The 19,524-nt window shown below is 52.0% G+C and carries 9 protein-coding genes; 7 read left to right on the forward strand and 2 right to left on the reverse strand.

Annotated elements, in window-relative coordinates; translation table 11 throughout:
* Positions 1 to 12: 12 nt before the first annotated feature.
* A complete protein-coding gene (locus M0R70_09710; protein MCK9419641.1) occupies positions 13 to 3,030 on the reverse strand; it encodes a fused MFS/spermidine synthase in 3,018 nt (1,005 codons plus the stop codon).
* A gap of 75 nt (positions 3,031 to 3,105) precedes the next feature.
* The gene (locus M0R70_09715) at positions 3,106 to 6,120 is read right to left on the reverse strand and encodes a fused MFS/spermidine synthase (protein ID MCK9419642.1); all 3,015 of its coding nucleotides are present in this window, start codon (positions 6,118 to 6,120) and stop codon (positions 3,106 to 3,108) included.
* Positions 6,121 to 6,427: 307 nt separating this feature from the next.
* Between M0R70_09715 and M0R70_09720 the strand changes: the two genes are divergently transcribed.
* The 7 genes from M0R70_09720 (at position 6,428) to M0R70_09750 (ending at position 19,506) form a co-directional block, all read left to right on the forward strand.
* Positions 6,428 to 8,185 (forward strand): tetratricopeptide repeat protein, encoded by a 1,758-nt coding sequence (locus tag M0R70_09720; protein MCK9419643.1) that lies wholly within the window; start codon positions 6,428 to 6,430, stop codon positions 8,183 to 8,185.
* Between the two features lie 115 nt (positions 8,186 to 8,300).
* Positions 8,301 to 10,337, forward strand: a complete 2,037-nt coding sequence (locus M0R70_09725) for a tetratricopeptide repeat protein (GenBank protein MCK9419644.1) — start codon at positions 8,301 to 8,303, stop codon at positions 10,335 to 10,337.
* 74 nt (positions 10,338 to 10,411) lie between these two features.
* Complete coding sequence (locus M0R70_09730; GenBank protein MCK9419645.1) at positions 10,412 to 12,031, forward strand: tetratricopeptide repeat protein; 1,620 nt, start codon at positions 10,412 to 10,414, stop codon at positions 12,029 to 12,031.
* Positions 12,032 to 12,099: 68 nt separating this feature from the next.
* The gene (locus tag M0R70_09735; GenBank protein MCK9419646.1) at positions 12,100 to 13,725 is read left to right on the forward strand and encodes a hypothetical protein; all 1,626 of its coding nucleotides are present in this window, start codon (positions 12,100 to 12,102) and stop codon (positions 13,723 to 13,725) included.
* Between the two features lie 84 nt (positions 13,726 to 13,809).
* Positions 13,810 to 15,447 (forward strand): tetratricopeptide repeat protein, encoded by a 1,638-nt coding sequence (locus tag M0R70_09740; GenBank protein ID MCK9419647.1) that lies wholly within the window; start codon positions 13,810 to 13,812, stop codon positions 15,445 to 15,447.
* A 230-nt stretch (positions 15,448 to 15,677) separates the two neighbouring features.
* Positions 15,678 to 17,723, forward strand: a complete 2,046-nt coding sequence (locus M0R70_09745) for a tetratricopeptide repeat protein (protein MCK9419648.1) — start codon at positions 15,678 to 15,680, stop codon at positions 17,721 to 17,723.
* A 196-nt stretch (positions 17,724 to 17,919) separates the two neighbouring features.
* Positions 17,920 to 19,506, forward strand: a complete 1,587-nt coding sequence (locus M0R70_09750; protein ID MCK9419649.1) for a tetratricopeptide repeat protein — start codon at positions 17,920 to 17,922, stop codon at positions 19,504 to 19,506.
* Positions 19,507 to 19,524: the final 18 nt, after the last annotated feature.

The following is a 19,524-nucleotide window of genomic DNA, read 5'->3' on the forward strand; positions in this document are numbered from 1 at the left end:
TTCAGACTGCCTTCACCTCGCCTCCTGGTCAACTTTCATCTCGACCAGTCCCTTTATTTTGGGCAGCAGCGAGGTTGTCGACGGGTATTTTTTCCCGGAGGCAACAGCCTTGTTCTGCTCTTCGTAATAGAGCGCCTGAACGCTTTTCAAAACATCGTCAACAAAGTCAGTAATATATGCTTCTTTATTCGCGCCATGGACTTTTAATTTCCCGAAAACAGTCCGGGTGTTCTGGTCGACGAAAAAGACTCTCGCGCTTTCAGGACTGTTCTGTAATAAAACCGCTGAAAATCGTATTTTAACAATCTCCTTTTCATTGATAAGCGTCAATTCGATTTGTTTAAGGAGCTTCGGTGTTCCCCCGCTTTCTTCAGATGTTTCGTTTTTCAGGAACCGCCAGGGCGCATAAGCGGGGTATTGAGCATCCAGCTCGGCCGTCAGTTTTGCATACTCCGGAGCGTCAGTACGTCCGGCAAGCATCAGCACATGGGCACGATCATCCAGAATAGCGGCGCGTGAATTCTTTTCCCATCGTTCTATCTGCCTGGCCCGTCCAATCTCATCAACAGGGCTGAGCAGATAGGGGAGGATGCTTTCCCGGTATTTTATCAAGTCGTAGGTATTCGTCCACATAAGATAGCCCTTCCCGATGCTCTGGGGAGCGGAAAATTCGAGGTATAAATTGTCGTCCGTATTGATTACTCCTCCGGAACTGTATGCCCTGGCGCCTTCGGTCCCCATCAGGAAATAGCTCAGGAAAGCTTCGGCCGACCCCATCTTGACCCGTGCCAGATCCTGCAGGACCTGCGGTTCCCTGATCCGGCGCTCCAGATCCTTTTCGTCAATGATGATGGGGGCGTTGCTGCCGATAAGCTCCACGTCATCATGGGTCAGCCATACCATGATGTATGGAAAATTTTGTCTCAGGGTTGCGACAATTGACTTGAGGTTTTCATCGGAAAGCTCATAGAGGGGGAGCCATTGGCAGACAATGCCGCCCGGATTGAGATGTTCCGCTGCAAGTTTGAAATACTCGGTCGAGTAGAGATACCCGGTCCCGCTGAACCAGGGATGGATCGGATCCGCGGTAATGACATCAAATTTCTCTTTCGTGGTCATCAGGAAATTCCGGCCATCGTTAAAGACGATCCTCAGCTTGGGATTGTCCAGGACATAGTGGTTGTAAATACCGAACGTCCTTGCCACACCAAGCACCTTTGGTTCGATCTCGGCGAGCGTGATCTGTTCCACGCTCGGGTGCACCGACGTGGCGCCCAGGGTCATGCCGCTGCCCGTGCCGAGCACGAAGACCTTCTTCGGGTTCTTATTGAGCAGCATCGGCAGATGCCCCAGCGTGTACTGGCATTGCATTCCTTCGTTGCTGTTTGATGCCTCCACCCTGCCGTTGGTGATGAAAGACAGGAACTCCCCCGATTGAATGGAACTTACGATCGCCTGGGCGCCCTCACCATAGTAAATGATGTTGGCGGTGTTCATGATTTCCCGGGCCTTCTCCGGCGTGCTGTACATCTCGCGGTGGTTGGACTGATAAAGGGCGTAATATTTGATATCCCAGAGCCGCCACATGCCGGGATTCAGAAGCAGGAAAAGAATGACGGCAGCCACAGCGCCGGCTGTCGCCCAATTCAAGGACTTTTTCCCCTTGATGCTCACCATCACGAGCAGGCCATACCCAATGTTGATCAGGATGATCAACTGCAGGGACAGTTGCAGCCCGAGCAGATAGATGAGGACAAAACCGCTCACAGCAGACCCGAGAATGGCCCCGATCGTATTGTAGGACAGGATTTCGCCGACCACCGAACCGACCTGTTTTTTATGCCTGCTGTGGATGGCGCCGGCCAGCGGGAACGCGATACCCATGAAAAATGCAGGAACAAACAGGAAGGAAAACGCGAGGACAAAATTTACCAGCTGACTCGTTTTGAACGGATCAAGATTGGATTTAAGGTTATGAACAGCATCGTAAAGAAACGCTGAATAAGTCGGCAGGTCCCTGATATGGAGCGTTACGAGCAGCGCCGCAATGCCGATCATCACCTGGGTAAGTCCAAAACCGATGACCGAATTCAAGCCGTATCCCGTTGTTCCGTCCGGGCGCATTCCCGATCTTTTGATCATCAGACCGTAGGCCGCGCTCCCGAGACCGATTCCCGTAAGGAAGGCCATCAACAGAAGGGTAAAGCCATAGGTGCTTGCGCCGATTATGATGCTGAGGATCCTGGTCCACAGGACCTCGTATCCCAGAGCGCAGAACCCGCTGACGCCAATACCCCAGAGCACCAGCTTGAGCGAGAAAGCGGACACACACGGTTCCTTCGTGTCCCCCGACAGTGCAGCATCAGTCAGATTCTCATCCCCCCTGTCAGCTTCATCCAGGACCACCTGGGCCTTATTCTGCAGCGCAATACTGAGTATGCCGATCAGCACATTGAGCAGCAATGCTGCCGTGATGGTCGTGCTCACCGAATAATAGCGAAGCAGGAAAAAACCGGCTGACGCGGCGCCGACAACAGCTCCCAGCGTATTGAATCCATACAGGAAGGAAAGCCGCCGGCCCGGTCCCTTCATGTGGCCGGTCGTGAAGCTCGACAGGACCGGAAGCGTGCCTCCCATGAGCGTGGTGGGCACGATCATGGCGATTGCAGCCAGTGTAAAACGTATGAACGAGAGGTAAACAGGGGACGTGTCCGCTATCCGGGCAAGAGGGACATACAGCGATGGATAAAAACGGATCAGGGCAAGAAACACCAGGGCAGATGCGGCAATGCCTAACTCAAGAAATCCGTACAGCCGCAACAATCGGGTGTACCTGCCGGCATACTTGCCGATCGTGTAGCTCCCGAAGGCGAGACCGCCCATGAAAACAGACAAAACCGTTGTTACCGCCAGGTGGGAGCCGCCAAAGATCAGGCTCAGGTAGCGGACCCATACCACCTCGTACATGAGGGCGGCCGCGCCTGACAGGAAAAAAAGCAGGTAAATAAGACTTAAAATGATTATTTGCATAACATGCCTCTTCTCTCCGAGGAGCGATCAGTCAAACAGTCAAGGATATGCGATTGAGTGCTGTCCTGACTGCTGTTACTGGCCTGCATTCCGTTCGACAAGATTTCTAATTTTAGGAAAGAGAGCGGTTGCTGACGGTTTTGTCTTGCCGGAGGCGGCCGCGAACTTCAGCTCATCGTTATAGAGCGACTGAACACCGAGCACTATGCTGTCCACAACCCCTGCAATATAACGTTCCCTATTCGCTCCCCTGACCCTCAGCTTCCCGAAAATAACTCGTGAGTTGCCGTCAACAAAGAGCACCCGCGCTGCTTCGTCGGTATTCCTCATTATGACTGCCGCAAATTTGAGAGTAACTGCTTCCCCCCTGTCGTTGATCATTGCCAGCTCGATTTGCTTGAGGAGTGTCGGTGTCCCGCCCGCTTCATCAGGCATCTCGGTTCTCAGGTAACGCCAGCGGGCGTAGGAGGGATAGCGTGCGTCAAGTTCAGCCGACAATTTCTTAAACTCAGGGTCCTCAAATCGTCCGGCAAGCGCCAGGACGTGTGCCTGATCATTCAGGAGCGCTGCTTTGAAATTTCGCTCCCACCTGCTTTTCTGCGCGGCCCTCCCGGCCTGATCCTCGGGGCGGTGGAGATAGGGAAGAATGCTTTCCCGGTAGGTAAGCAGGGTGGATACATTCTCCTGCTGCAGCCGACTGATGCCGATGCTTTGGGGCGCTGAAAATTCAAGGTACAGGTTGTCGTCCGTATTGACTATTCCCCCGCTGCTGTACGTTCTGGCGCCCTCGGTCCCCATCAGGAAATAGCTCAGGAAATCCTCGGCCGACCCCATCTTGACCCGTGCCAGATCCTGCAGAATCTCCGGTTCCCTGATGCGCCGCTCCAGTTCCTTTTCGTCAATGACAATGGGGGAATTGCTGCCGATAAGCTCCGCGTCTGTTTGTGTCAGCCAAACCATCGTATAGGAAAAATTATTTCTCAAGGTTTGCACAATTGACTTGAGGTTTGCTTCAGAAAGCTCATAGAGGGGGAGCCACTGGCAGAGAATGCCGCCCGGGTTGAGATGTTCCGCCGCAAGTTTAAAATACTCGGTCGAATAGAGGTACCCGGCCCCGCTGAACCAGGGATGGATCGGATCAGCGGTAATGACATCAAATTTTTCTTTCGTGGTCATCAGGAAGTTCCGGCCATCGTTAAAGACGATCCTCAGTTTGGGATTGTCCAGGACATAGTGGTTGTAAATACCGAACGTCCTTGCCACACCAAGCACCTTCGGCTCGATCTCGGCGAGCGTGATCTGCTCCACGCTCGGGTGCACCGACGTGGCGCCCAGGGTCATGCCGCTGCCCGTGCCGAGCACGAAGACTTTCTTCGGGTTCTTATTGAGCAGCATCGGCAGGTGTCCCAGCGTGTACTGGCACTGCATATCATTGCCGGCATTCGATGCTTCAACCCTGCCGTTGGTTATGAACGTCTGGAACTCCCCCGACTGTATAGAGCTCACGATCGCCTGGGCGCCCTCTCCATAATACAGGATGTCCGCGTTCTCCATGGCGGTTCTGGCTTTTTCCGGCGTGCTGTACATCTCCGGGTGGTTGGATTGATAAATGGCGTAATATTTTATGTTCCAGAGCCGCCACATGCCGGGATTCAGAAGCAGGAAAAGAATGATGGCAGCCATGGAAGCGGCTGTCGCCCAATTCAAAAACTTTTTCTCTTTGACGCTCACCATGACAAGCAGGCCATACCCGATGTTGATCAGGATGATCAATTGCAGGGATTGCTGAATCCCGAGCAGATAGATGAGGACAAAACCGCTCACAGCCGACCCGAGAATGGCCCCGATCGTGTTGTAGGACAGGATCTCGCCCACCGCCGGGCCCACCAGCTTTTTGTAGTGGCCATGGATCGTGCCGGCAAGCGGGAATGCGATGCCCATGAAAAACGCCGGTGCGAACATGAAGGAAAATGCAAGGGCAAAATCGGCCATCTGCCGCGCTTTGAACGGATCAACATTGAACTTCAGATCATGAACAAAATCGTATACAAAAACCGTATACGTCGGCAAGTTCCTGATATGCAGCGTTACGAACAGCGCCGACAGGCCGATAATCACCTGTATGAGACCAAAACCGATGACCGCTTTCCCGGAATATTGCTCTGTTCCTCTACGCGGTTTTCCCAGTATCCTGAGAAACAGACCGTACGCGCCGCTCCCGAGGCCGATTCCCGCAAGGAAGGCCATCAACAGCAGGGTAAAGCCGTACGTACTCGCGCCGATGACGATGCTGAGGATCCTGGTCCAGAGCACCTCATATCCCAAGGCGCAGAATCCGCTCACCCCCCCGCCCCAGAGCACCAGCTTGAGGGGAAAGAGTGTCCCCGGGGGGGGGGCCGCGACCGTTCGCGGGATATCGCCCTTCTCCACAGCGTTCTCTCCCGTGACCGCTTTGCCGAGGGCCGCCTGCGCCCTGCCCTGCAGCGCAATTGCCAGGACGCCGATCAGAACATTGATAACCACTGCAATGGTCATCGCGGTACTAACGGAATAACGAGGCAGAAAAAAGAAACCGGTTGCGGCGACGCCGACCACAGCACCGATGGTATTAAATCCGTAAAGAAAAGAGAAACGACTGCCCGGTCCCTGCGCGCTTCTTGTGACGAGACTCGACAATACCGGGAGTGTTCCTCCCATCAGCGTGGTTGGTACGATCAGGGCGATTATTGAAAACAGAATACGGATGCTTGAGAGATAAACAGGCGAGGAGTCGGATATCCGGGCAAGCGGTACATAAATTGACGGGTAGAAGCGCATCAATGCCAGAAATGCAAGGGCTGATGCGGCAATTCCCAACTCAAGCAACCCGTACAGCCGCAACAATTGTTTGTACTTGCCGACACGCTTGCCGATTGTATAGCTCCCGAGAGCAAGGCCACCCATAAAAACAGCCAGGACCGTGGTTACCGCGAGGTGAGAGCCTCCAAAGATCAGGCTCAGGTAGCGGACCCAAACCAACTCGTAGATAAGCGCGGCCGCCCCGGAAAGGAAAAAGAGCAGGTAGACAAGGCTGAGAATGAGTATTTGCATAGAGAGAGCCGTATCGCACCGGACTTTCTTGAGATTATATGAACAGAGGACAGCAGCTTCCGGAGGAACTATGAACGGTGCAATAATTTAGTTTGCCGTCAGCCTTGCCATTCAGTTCATGCGAATGCCGGTTCATGGTGTCGGCATCATACACATATTGTTGAGAGAATTCAAGTCGGATTGCCAAACAAATTGCCTATTGCCATCACCGTGGCACATCTGATATCATACTTTACGCAGAGCGCAGAGAGTTGTTCGAAAAGGCAAACGAAAAAGGCTATCTGGTTTCTCGTGTCAGAGATGGATCGTGAATATAACCCAAAAAGGTAAATATATTATTGCAGTCACTATCGCCCTCGCGACAGTGCTGGTATATCTGCCTTCTCTGCGCAATGGTTTTGTTGGTGTGTGGGACGACAATATCAATATCGTCGAGAATCTGCATATCCGATCGCTTGATGCAACTTTTTTTCGATGGGCATTCCTTGATTTTCATGGGAGCAACTGGCTCCCGCTCACCTGGATCTCGCTTGCCGTGGACTATGCGTTCTGGGGTCTGAATCCCCTGGGATACCACTTGACGAACATCATTCTTCATGTACTCAACACTCTGGTAGTGGTTTTCCTCGTCGTAAAACTGCTTCAGGCAGCACGAGAGCGAACGACGAAACCCGAGTTCTTAGCCTTCCTGAGCGATCGGGTGATCCTGTTTATCGGAGGAGTGACCGGATTATTATTCGGGATCCATCCTGTTCACGTGGAGTCCGTGGCCTGGGCGGCCGAGCGGAAGGATGTTCTCTGCGCGCTGTTCTTCCTGCTGAGCATCATCTGGTATGCGAACTATGTGTCCTATAAGACGTATAAGACCTATATGCTCACTCTTGGACTGTTCGTCCTTGCGCTGATGAGCAAGCCCATGGCGGTGAGTCTTCCCGTGGTGCTTCTCATCCTGGACTGGTATCCCTTGAACAGGATACCGTCCTGGAAAACCATCTGGTCCCTGGTGGTTGAGAAACTACCCTTCTTCCTCATGAGCCTCGTTTCATCCATGATCACCATCCTGGCCCAGCGGTCGGGAGACTCCATTGCATCGCTGGATGTTGTGCCTGTATCGTCCCGCTTGCTGGTAGCGGCCCGGTCCCTCATCGCATATCTTGGGAAGATGCTGCTGCCGTTGAACCTGGTCCCTTTTTATCCCTATCCCAGGCAGGTGGTCTTGTTCTCATTCGAGTACCTGGCGGTTCTTGTCCTGATGCTCGGTATTACTGCATGCGCGCTCGTTGCTGCGAAAAGACATCCGGTGTTGCTTGCAGCCTGGGGATACTATGTGGTAACGCTCATACCTGTCCTTGGCATTGTCCAGGTTGGGAATCAATCCATGGCGGACCGGTACCTCTATTTGCCGAGCATCGGGCCTTTCCTTGTCGGAGGGATCGGCATAGCATGGATGGCGAAAAAGGTGACTACCGCGTACAGGAGAGAGACAATGCGACTGCTGGTGTACTCCCTCCTTGCCCTTTGTCTGTTTTTTCCGTTGTCACTTATTACCATCAAACAGATGGGCAAGTGGAAAAATAGTTTTGCGCTGTGGGATTATACAATCGCAACGGGCATCGAGAGTGCTGTGGCTTATAATAACCGGGGGCTCTCGTTAAAGGAAATGGATCAGCGGGGCAACGCAATCGCGGATTTCGAACGCGCAATCGCCTTGGATCCACAGAATTATTTTGCCTATAATAATCTGGGTGTGGTTTATGGCAAAGACGGGCAGTATCCGCGCTCGATCGAATATTTTCTGAAGGCAATTGCGATAAATCCACAACATGCTGACTCATACTGCAATCTTGGATTATCTTATTTTAATATGAAGCAAGAGGACAAGGCGCTGGAAAATTATAACAAGGCAATTGAACTGAAGCAGGATTTTGATGCGGCCATTCTGAATCGCGGCAATTTATATTTTATTATCGGCAATCGAGCACGTGCCCTGCAGGATTACCGGAAGGCCTGTATGCTCGGGAATAGCAGGGCATGCGAGGTATTGACTATTGCCAATGGGGAGTAACGTGTGGATACAACACTCAGAGGAGAGCCTCTCCGAAAGTGTGTCGGACTGAGCAAATGGGCACGCAAAAGAAAAAAGAACAATCGGGCATTGAACGTATCTGGAGGTGCTGGTAGTGCGATCCAGGAAATCTAAATACTATCTTGCGCTATTCGTTGCCTTGGCAACATTCATTATCTACCTTCCTGCCCTTCGGAACGAGTTCGTGTACTGGGATGATAACCTCTATGTTTTTGAGAACGCAAATATCCGATCGCTTGATGCCGCTTTTTTCCGATGGGCATTCCTTGGTTTCCACATAAGCAACTGGCATCCTCTCACCTGGATATCCCATGCCGCGGACTACGCCATCTGGGGGCTGAATCCCCTGGGGCATCATTTGACGAGCATCATCCTGCACACAATCAACACCGCGCTCGTTGTTTTGCTGGCCCTGAAACTGCTTGAGTTCGTGAGGAAGAGGCCTGCACACAATGGGTCTGCCTCGTTCTTGAATGACCGGACAATCCTGATCGCGGCGGGAACAACGGGTCTGCTGTTCGGCATCCATCCCGTGCATGTGGAATCCGTGGCCTGGGTCGCGGAGCGGAAGGACCTGCTGTGCGCCCTGTTCTTTCTGCTGAGCGTCATCGGGTATGTGGAATATGCAGGAAGTCGGCAGTCGGTAGTCGGCAGTCAGCCGTCGGAAGGCGGGGCAAAAGATGAAACCGGCGGGAAGAATTTCTTGACCAACAGGCAGTATCTTCTGAGCCTCGGGTTTTTTATCCTTGCGCTGATGAGCAAGCCCATGGCGGTCAGCCTTCCGCTGGTTCTGTTGATTTTTGATTGGTATCCGCTGGGCAGGATAGGCTCCGGGAAGACGTTCCGGGTCGCCTTTGTCGAGAAACTCCCCTTTATCGTCCTGAGTCTTGTTTCATCGCTTCTGACCATTCTGGCACAGAGGACAGGAGAAGCGATTATATCGGTAGTACAGATACCAATTTCAGTACGATCGGTTGTCGCGGCAAAGTCGCTTGTCGCGTATCTTGGGAAGATGCTGCTGCCGATAAATCTAATTCCCTACTATCCCTATTCCTATACCAATGACGTATCGCTGTTCTTAGTCGAGAACCTGCTGGCGATTGGACTCGTGGCCGGGATCACGTTGGCCTGTGCGGTCCTGGCGAAAAAACAAAAGGTTTTGATGTCCGCCTGGGGATATTATATAGTAACGCTCATTCCCGTCCTGGGCATTGTCCAGGTCGGAGAACAGTCCATGGCCGACCGGTATACCTATCTGCCCGGCTTGGGGCCTTTCCTTATCGCGGGACTCTGTGCCGCCTGGATCGCGGAACGATTTTTTGTGAAACGACAGAATGCGCGCTTTAAAATTGTCCTCGGCCTTGCGTCCTCGTTTGCCCTTGTTTTTCTATTGTATTCAACCTTCGCACAGATACATATATGGCAAGACAGCATTACTTTGTGGAGCTATGTGATTGAAAAAACGCCGGGCAAAGTTTCCCTGGCGTATTCACAACGAGGAAGTGTTTTTGGAAAAATAGGACTGACCGATAGGGCTATTGCGGACCTGGAAATGGCCATTGCCTTGAATCCGAATAATTATGACGCTTATATGAACCTGGGTGTTGCTTACGAAAAACGGGGTCAGTTCGACAAGGCAACTGAAAACGTTGAAAAGGCTATTACCGTGAAACCCTCTTCTCACGAAGCCTATCTTTATCGAGGCGTCCTGTATGAGGAAGCGGGTCAGCTTGAAAAGGCCATGGAGGCCTATACGAAAGCTATCTCGTTGGATCCAACTGATTTCGAAACTTACAATAATCGCGGCGTGGTTTTTGGCAAGATGGGGCGATTTGAGAGGGCGATCGCGGACTATGGTGAAGCGATCGGACTCAATCCCCTTCACATTAGCGCTCATTCGAACCGCGGCGTAGCTTATACCCTTACCGGCCAATATGACAGGGCGCTGGAAGATTTCAACAGGGCGGTCTTCCTAAGTCCGAGTGATCCCCTAATGTACTTTAACCGTGGAACGTTCTATCGAAAAACCGGCAAGAACGAGCTTGCTTCTGCGGATTTCCAGAATGCCTGTAATCTCGGGGATGAGAGAGCATGCGGCGCTCTGCATAAGTTGACGCAGGGATTGCATTAGGAGTGCCGCGGAACCACCCGCGAGAACGCTATAAAACAACGTCTTATTGTTTTCTCGAATCGTGGAGGTTGAAGGTGCAAAAAACGAATAATGTTAAATACGCATGCTATCTCGCGGCTTCTGTCGCCTTTTTAACGTTTCTCGTCTATCTTCCGGCCCTTCGGAATGAGTTCGTTAACTGGGATGACGGACCTTATGTTTTTGCTAATCTTCAGATTCGTTCATTTGACGGAAATTTTTTCAAGTGGGCTTTTCTTGAATTCCATATAATGAACTGGCATCCCCTGACATGGATATCCCATGCCCTCGATTACGCTCTCTGGGGCCTGAATCCGATGGGACACCACCTGACGAATATCATTCTGCACACAGTCAACACCGCCCTGGTTGTTGTGCTTGCCACTAAGTTAGTGGAAGCTCGCACAAACGGTTTGAACGGCTTAAACGGTTTAAACAAAGGAGCGTTGATTGCAGCGGGGGTCGCGGGCTTGTTGTTCGGTCTCCATCCCGTGCATGTGGAGTCGGTGGCCTGGGTCGCTGAACGGAAAGACCTTCTCTGCGCCCTGTTCTTTCTGTTGAGCGTCATCTGGTATGCGAACTATGTGTCCTATAAGACGTATAGGACCTATATGCTCACTCTCGGGTTTTTTGCCCTTGCTCTGATGAGCAAACCCATGGCAATCACCCTTCCCGCGGTCCTGCTCATCCTCGACTGGTATCCCTATAACCGGATCCGATCTCTCAAGACCTTCCGGGCCGCGAGTGTCGAGAAACTCCCTTTTTTGGCATTGAGTCTGATTTCCTCGGTACTGACGGTCTTTGCGCAGAGATCAGGAGGGGCGTTGGAGCTCATGGAGATAGTACCGCTCTCAACACGCCTGCTCGTGTCAATGCATTCGCTCATCGCGTATCTCGGAAAGATGCTGTGGCCTTTGGAATTAATACCTTTTTATCCCTATCCACGGACAGTCTCGTTTCTGTCGCCTGAGTACTTCGGGGTCGTTGCTCTCGTGATCGGCATAACGATAATCTGTGTGGTAAAAGCGAAAAAAAAGCAACACCTGTGGTTGTCTGTCTGGTCCTATTATTGCGTTACGCTGGCGCCTGTGCTCGGCATTATCCAGGTGGGAGGTCAGGCAATGGCGGACAGATACACCTATCTGCCCAGCGTGGGGCCATTCCTTCTCGTGGGTCTGGGTGCGGCATGGGTATGGGAAAAGAGTGAGATATCGTGGAAGCGGGGACTGATCGCAACTACTGCTTTTATGGTGTTTCTGTCCCTGTCCTTTATGACGTTCCAGCAAATAGGCCGGTGGAAAAACGATGTTGATCTCTGGAACTATGTTATTGAACGGGAAGGCCACGACGTTCTTTTTGCTTATTTCAAGCGCGGCCAGGCGTTTGCACTGAGAGGGCAGTATGAAAAAGCGATCGAGGACTATAATACGGTGATAGCATTGAACGTTGAGGAATACAGCAAAGCGTACATCGAGCGCGGACTTACCTATCTTAAGGCGGGACAAGTAGACCTCGCCGTTGCTGACTTAAAGAAAGCGTGTTCATTGGGAGACAATTTCGGTTGTAAAGCATTGCGCTTTATCGGGAAGCAGGGGCGTAATTTGTCGTGTCGTGAGCATCTCCATGGTATTTTGAACAGGCAAATAGTGCGTGCAGTAAAATGGATGTCGACTTGAATAGAACCGAGAAAGCTAGTAAACTCATTCGCAAGTTACAATTTGCAAAAAACAGGAGCCCTTCAAACATGAAAAACTCCGTTCTTCGATCCGCACTACCCGCACTCCTCTTGTCAGCCCTTGTACTCATTCCGTTTTTCAACAAAGCCTTCACCATTGATGACCCGGTCTTTCTCTTTGAAGCACGCCACGCATTGGTGGACCCCCTTCATCCGACCGCCTTTGAAATGACTTGGGATGAGAAGCCGGAAAGAGTGTCACAACTTGTCCCAACAGGACCGGTCATGGCATGGCTGCTCATACCAACCGTTCTTGCAGATGGCGCCGAGTGGCTCGCACACGCCACCCAGTTGGCAATGCTCTGGTTTGCAATTATTGCCACCGTGTCCCTTGCGCAGCGGTTCGGACTTCCAAAACCGTGGCCAACTGCGTCAGGCCTCATCTTGGTTGCCATGCCTGCCGTACTCGGTATGGCGGGAACAGCAATGCCAGACGTTCCTGCAATGGCTTTCGGTATTGCCGGGATAGAACGACTCATCGCATGGAGTCAGAATCGAAGATATTCACAAGCGTTGTTGACGGCGCTTTTTCTCGGAATAGCGCCTCTCACCCGGACCCATCAGATCCTCCTGCTTGGGGTCGGCGGCATTCTTCTCCTCGGACCAACGTTCTCGCTTGCTGCACTGCGTAACCGATGGTCAGCATTTCTGCCCCTTGTTGCAGCACTGCTCATTACACTCGCTGTTAACTTCATAACAAGCGACCCTCATCCCGGTGCTGGAAATCTAGCCGGCGCGGCCATCCGCTACAGTTCCGTATCAATATCACAGTTCGCCAGGAACGCCGTTGCATTGCCAATTCACTGGGTACTTGCTATGGCTTTTGCATTACCCTGGACGGCCTTGCGTTGGAGAACCATGCTGCGAAATCGTTTGGTCCTCGGTGCAGCAGCGGCCGGTGTTCTTCTTTCAGCCATGGCTCTTGCGTATACAACCTATCTGTCGCTGCCCCTTTCGATCATCGCCGGGCTCGGGATTGCCGTGTTATGGGATCTGTTTGCAGACGGATGGAGTAGGCGGGATTCAATACAGTTAGCACTTGGACTGTGGCTTTTGATTGCCCTGCCTGCCGTCTTTTATGCCAATTTACCGCCCAAATATATGGTTGTGTCGGCACCTGCTGCGGCCTTGCTCATTGCACGTGAGCTATCTTCACGCAAAGGCAAAGAATCTTGGCTCATCCTTGGAGTTACGGTCGTGCTGGGCATTTGTCTCGGCGTTGCAATCCTGCGTGCTGATGCAACATTTGCAAACCTGGGGCGTCAAGCCGCTGCAGAGCTTATCGCACCTAATGTTGCCGCAGGAAAGCGTGTGTGGTTTGTGGGTCACTGGGGATACCAATGGTATGCGGAGAATGCCGGCGCGCGTCCTGCAACATTGACCCCGCCATACCCGTCACCGGGCGACTTAATAGTCGTGAGTATCGCGAGCGCACTAAGCATCAGGGTGCTGGAAGAAATAAATGATCAATTCCCGAATATGACCCAGATTGCCCGAATTGAAGATTCTCGTCTCGGAGGACGACTCATGAATAAGAGGATCGGGGCGGGTTTTTACTCAAACATTTCCGGATACTGGCCTTGGGTTTGGAGCGATTCTTTGGTTGACCAGTATACGGTATGGCGGATTGAGTAGCAGTAGTGCTATTATATTTTACTTCATATACTCAGTACAGGGTTTATAAATGGAACTATAGTGTCCCTGAGAAAGGGCTTCACAATGGATAGCAAGGAGCGAGTACGGCTCGCAGTCGCTGGTAAAGGCAGACTGCAGTCCTGTTGGATTGCAGTTGGCTTGATAGCCTTAACAGTTGTGACCTATATACACGCGGGACGGCTGGATTTTGTCAATTTTGATGACGGGCGATACGTCTACCTGAACGACCATGTAAAAGCCGGCCTTACCTGGAACAGTATCGTTTGGGCATTCAAGGCTTTCGTATTAGGGTTATGGCACCCTCTCACCTTGCTCTCCTACATGCTCGACGTACAACTCTTTGGTGTAAACCCGCATGCGCTTCACCTGGTAAACGTCGCCATCCATACCTTCAACACGTTATTGCTTTTCCTGTTGCTGAAATCCGCAACAGGTCGACCGCTTCGCAGTGCAATGGTAGCCGCACTCTTCGCTGTGCATCCTCTCCATGTCGAGTCAGTGGCATGGATTGCAGAGCGTAAAGATGTACTCAGTACGTTTTTTTGGCTTCTTGCTTTGAACGCCTGGGTGCGCTATGCGCGGTTTCCAAGCACAAGGCAATATATTGTTGTTGCCATGATCTTTGTTCTTGGACTGATGTCTAAGCCAATGGTTATGACACTGCCGGTGACCTTGCTCCTGATGGACTTCTGGCCGCTCTGTCGTGTTAATCCAGCAGGATTATCCATGACATCGCTTCGAACGATCTTATTGGAAAAAGTACCGTTGTTGTTTTTATCGATTGCATCGGTTTTGATCACGTTGTTGTCTCAGGACAGAAGCGGGGCTGTCGGAAATTTACAGGTTATATCCATAAGTGAGCGCATTGGCAACGCTGTGTTAGCCGCAGGGCTCTATTTAATGAAGATGATATGGCCCGTGGATCTCTCTGTACTGTATCCTCATCCTGCCCTAACGCCACAGGGAATGCCTTGGGCTGCCGTATCTGCATCCGCAATACTCCTCATGTTCATAACCGCTCTCGTTATATGGCAATGGCGGCCGCGGCCATACCTGGCAATTGGCTGGGCCTGGTATCTGGTAACGGTTTTGCCGGTTATAGGTTTGGTTCAGGTAGGGTTACAAGGAATGGCTGACCGGTACACGTATGTGCCCCTCATAGGTCCATTTTTCGCATTGGTCTGGTTGGTTGCTGACCTTCTATCTCAACAAATCCCGAGAATCTGGATTGCAGGAGTATCAGTGATTCTGCTGTTGGGAATGTCGTTCGTCAGTTTCCGGCAGGTAGGCGTCTGGCAAAACAGCTTTACGCTCTTCGAGCATGCGCTTGCCATAACGCCTGACAATGCCCCCGCTTTACGCAACCTGGGTACGGCCTGGCAGGATGCACAACGACCTGACAAGGCCATACCCTTGCTGGAAGAGTCTGTTCGACTGCTCCCGTTAGAAGCACATACCTGGATGAATTTGGGCATCAGCTATATGACCGTCGGACGTGTGGAAGAAGCGCAGGCGTCTTTCGAAAAAGCCGCGCGTATGAGGCCTAATGACGGCTATATTTTGTATAATTTGGCACTAGCGTTCGCTATGCAGCAACGGTGGGAGGAAGCACAAAAGACTAAAGAACGACTTGCATCAGTCAGTCCCGAGCTCGCAATCAAGCTTGAGGCACTGCTTAACCGTGTTCAGAATGACAGGTGACCCTTCTCGTTTTGACTTAAACAACTCACCTTCGAGAGGACGCAGGTGCAAGGGGCAGAAAAAAGTTTAACCAGTTGTACTCCAGGAAGCTCTCTGCGTCCTCCGCGTGATATCCTAAGTTGCCGCTGAATCATGTAGGCTGCCGCGGCGCAGGGTATTGACATCCCGCTCTCTTTGGGGGAGAGCGCGATGAATACAGTCTTGTGGTTTTTAAATCATCGAGGTTGAACGTGAAAAAATCGGTTACCGTTAAATACAAATACTTGCTATCGGTTTCTGTCGCCCTTTTAACATTCATTGTCTATCTCCCCGCCCTTAGCAATGAGTTCGTGTACTGGGACGACAACCGCTATATTTTCGAGAACCCGAATATCCGGTCACTTGATGCTGTGTTCTTTCGATGGGCCTTCCTTGACTTCCACATAAGCAACTGGCATCCCCTCACCTGGATATCCCACGCCATTGACTACGCCCTCTGGGGGCTGAATCCCCTGGGGCATCATTTGACGAATATCGTTCTTCACGCAATCAACACCGCCCTGGTTGTTGTGCTGGCTCTGAAGCTGCTCGATGTTATAAGAGAGCGATCAGCACAGAATGGTGCCGCCTCGTTCCTGAACGATTGGACGATCCTGATCGCCGCGGGAACAACGGGTCTGTTGTTCGGCATCCATCCCGTACATGTGGAGTCCGTGGCCTGGGTATCGGAGCGGAAAGACCTGCTATGCGCCCTGTTCTTTCTGCTGAGCGTCATAGCATATGTGAAATATGCCAGAGATCAGGGGTTAGGGGTCAGGGGTCAGGGGGCAGAAGGCGGAAACTCTAAGGCGAGTCTAAAGAAGGTATTCACCAACAGGCATTTTCTGCTTAGCCTTGGGTTTTTTATCCTTGCGCTTATGAGCAAGCCCATGGCGGTGACCCTTCCCGTGGTGCTGCTGATTCTGGACTGGCATCCTTTCGGCAGGATATGGTCCCTGAGAACAGCATGGCCATCGATTGTCGAGAAGCTCCCCTTTATCATCTTGAGTATTGTTTCATCGATAATCACCATTGCAGCGCAGAGCGCCGGCAAGGCTTTCCAAACGCTGGACTTTGTACCATTGTCCGAACGAGCGTTGGTCGCGGCAAAAGCACTTGTTGCGTACCTTGGGAAGATGCTGCTGCCGCTGAACCTGGTTCCCTTTTATCCCTATCCCCGGGAGGTGTCGCTGTTCTCCTTCGAATATCTTTCAGCGATCGGACTTGTGATCGGGGTGACTGCAGCATGCGTGGTCCTGGCGAGGAAACGGAAGTTGTGGCTCACGGCCTGGGGATACTACGTTGTTACGCTCATTCCCGTGCTCGGCATTGTCCAGGTCGGGGGACAATCCATGGCTGACCGCTATGCCTATCTGCCCAGCCTGGGATTGTTCCTGATCGCGGGTCTCGGTGCGGGGTGGATTGCGGCAATAGTTTCCACAGGGGAAAAACAGAGATGGATCATCAAGGGATTGAGCGTCTCCGTTGCCCTGCTCCTCGCTGCTTCCCTGTCCTATCTGACCGTCAGGCAAATAATTGTATGGCGGGACAGTTCCAGCCTATGGACGTTCGTGATCGAGAAGGGAAGCGAAAAGATCCCCATGGCGTATGTGAATCGAGGCGCCGCTTTTCAAAAGTCAGGGCTGCTTGACAAAGCCGTTGCGGATTATGAAACAGCCATTGACCTGGACCCAACGGACGATAAAGCGTACATTTCTCTTGGGGCGGTCTTTGAACAAATGGGCCGATTCGACAGGGCACAGGAGGCCGTTGAGAAAGCCATTGCCTTGAACCCGTCTTCTCACGAAGCGTTTCGAAATCGAGGCGTTCTCCTTGAGAAGATGGGCCGGCTCGATGAGGCCATTGCGGATTATACCAGGGCAATCGCCTTGCAGCCGTCTTATTTTGAAGCGTATAATAATCGCGGATTGACCTACGCAAAGACAGGACGGCTTGAGGAGGCCATTGCGGATTACAGCGATTCGATCGCGATCAATCCGCGTCATTTTAACGCCTACCTGAACCGCGGCGTTGCCTTTACCCTTATTGGGCAGTATGACAGGGCATTGGAAGACTTTAACCGGGCGATTCTCCTGGGGCAGGACGATGCCGTCGCCTATTACAATCGCGGGATGCTCTATCGGAGAATCGGTAATAACGAACTTGCTTTATCGGACGTTCGGAAAGCATGCGATTTCGGGAACGAAAGAGCGTGCGGCGCACTGCATCAGTTGATGCAAGGCATGAATCCCCAATAGCGCATCATACCCCGGAAGGGGGCGATGAAGAACGCTACCCAATGCTTTTTAGTAACCGAGGAATCAAATTCTTCTCAGGATGAAAAGAATATTTTGCCGTAAAAGGCACAGAGAACTAAAATAAACTGGAGCTTTTTCTTACCGGTGAATCGGCTTCTCTTTGTGCTCCAGGTGAATTCTATGGCGGAGGTTGACGGTGCAAAGACCCCGGCTCGGTAAATACTATCTTGCAGCATCGATAGCACTAATAACATTCATTGTCTATCTCCCGGCCCTTCACAATGAGTTCGTGTACTGGGACGACAACCTCTACATCTTCGAGAACCCGAATATCCGGTCGCTCGATGCGGGTTTCTTTCGATGGGCCTTCCTTGAGTTCCACGTAAGCAACTGGCACCCCCTCACCTGGATATCCCATGCCCTTGACTACGCCCTCTGGGGGCTGAATCCCCTGGGGCATCATTTGACGAACATCATCCTTCATGCCGTCAACACCGCCCTTGTCGTACTCCTGGCCCTGAAGCTGCTTGAGTTCGTGAGGGAGCGGTCAGCACGGAATGGTGCCGCCTCGTTCCTGAACAACCGGACGATCCTGATCGCCGCGGGAGCGACGGGTCTGCTGTTCGGCATCCATCCCGTACATGTGGAATCCGTGGCCTGGGTGTCGGAGCGGAAGGACCTGTTGTGCGCCCTGTTCTTCCTGATGAGCGTCATCAGTTATGCGAACTATGTGTCCTATAAGACGTATAAGACCTATATGCTCACTCTTGGGTTCTTTGTCCTTGCGCTGATGAGCAAGCCCATGGCGGTGAGCCTTCCCGTGGTGCTGCTGATCCTGGACTGGCATCCGTTCAGCAGGATCCGGTCTCTAAGAACGGCATGGGCATCCATTGTCGAGAAACTTCCCTTTATTTTTTTGAGTCTGCTTGCCTCCCTGCTCACGATTCTGGCGCAAAGAGAGGGAAATTCCATGGCATCCCTGGAATTTGTGCCATTATCAACCCGCCTGTTGGTAGCAGGCCAGTCCCTCGTTGTGTATATACAGAAGATGCTGCTGCCCCTGAATCTCATGCCTTTGTATATCTATCCAAAGGACGTGTCCCTGTTCTCGTTCAAGTATGTATCAACGCTTCTTCTGGTGATGGGTACTACAGCGATCTGCGCGGTCCTTGCGCGGAAACGGAAAAGCTGGCTGTCCGTCTGGGGCTTCTATGTGATAACGCTCATACCCGTCCTCGGCATCATCCAGGTAGGGAACCAGCCCATGGCGGACCGGTATGCGTATTTGCCCAGCCTTGGCCCCTTCCTGCTTGCGGGCGCAGGCGCGGCATGGATCTCTGAAAAGGCGCTCAGGGAAGAACGACGGGGACTGTTTATCAGGGGAGTCGGCATCATCATTGCCCTTCTTTTGGTTTTTTCCCTGTCCTATCTGACCGCCAGGCAAACTGCCGTATGGAAGGACAGTCTCAGCCTCTGGACATATGTCATCGAGAAGGAGCCCGGAAAGATCCCCCTGGCCTATAATAATCGCGGTATGGTATTCTACAAAGCCGGTGTGTTTGACAAGGCGATTGCGGACTTCGATCGCGCCATTGGCATGGATCCGGAATATGCAAAGGCCTACTATAACCGCGGATCAACGTATGATAAAATGGGCGAGCTTGACAAGGCGATCGCTGACTACAGAAAAACAATTTCACTGGACCCGTATTATTATGAAGCCCATTATTTTCTCGATCAAGCCTTGGAAAAGACCGGTCAGGCTGACAAGCGAACGCGATGAACCCTTTCGCATGAACGT

The organism is Nitrospirota bacterium, assembly GCA_023229435.1.
Classification (GTDB): Bacteria; Nitrospirota; UBA9217; order UBA9217; family UBA9217; genus JALNZF01.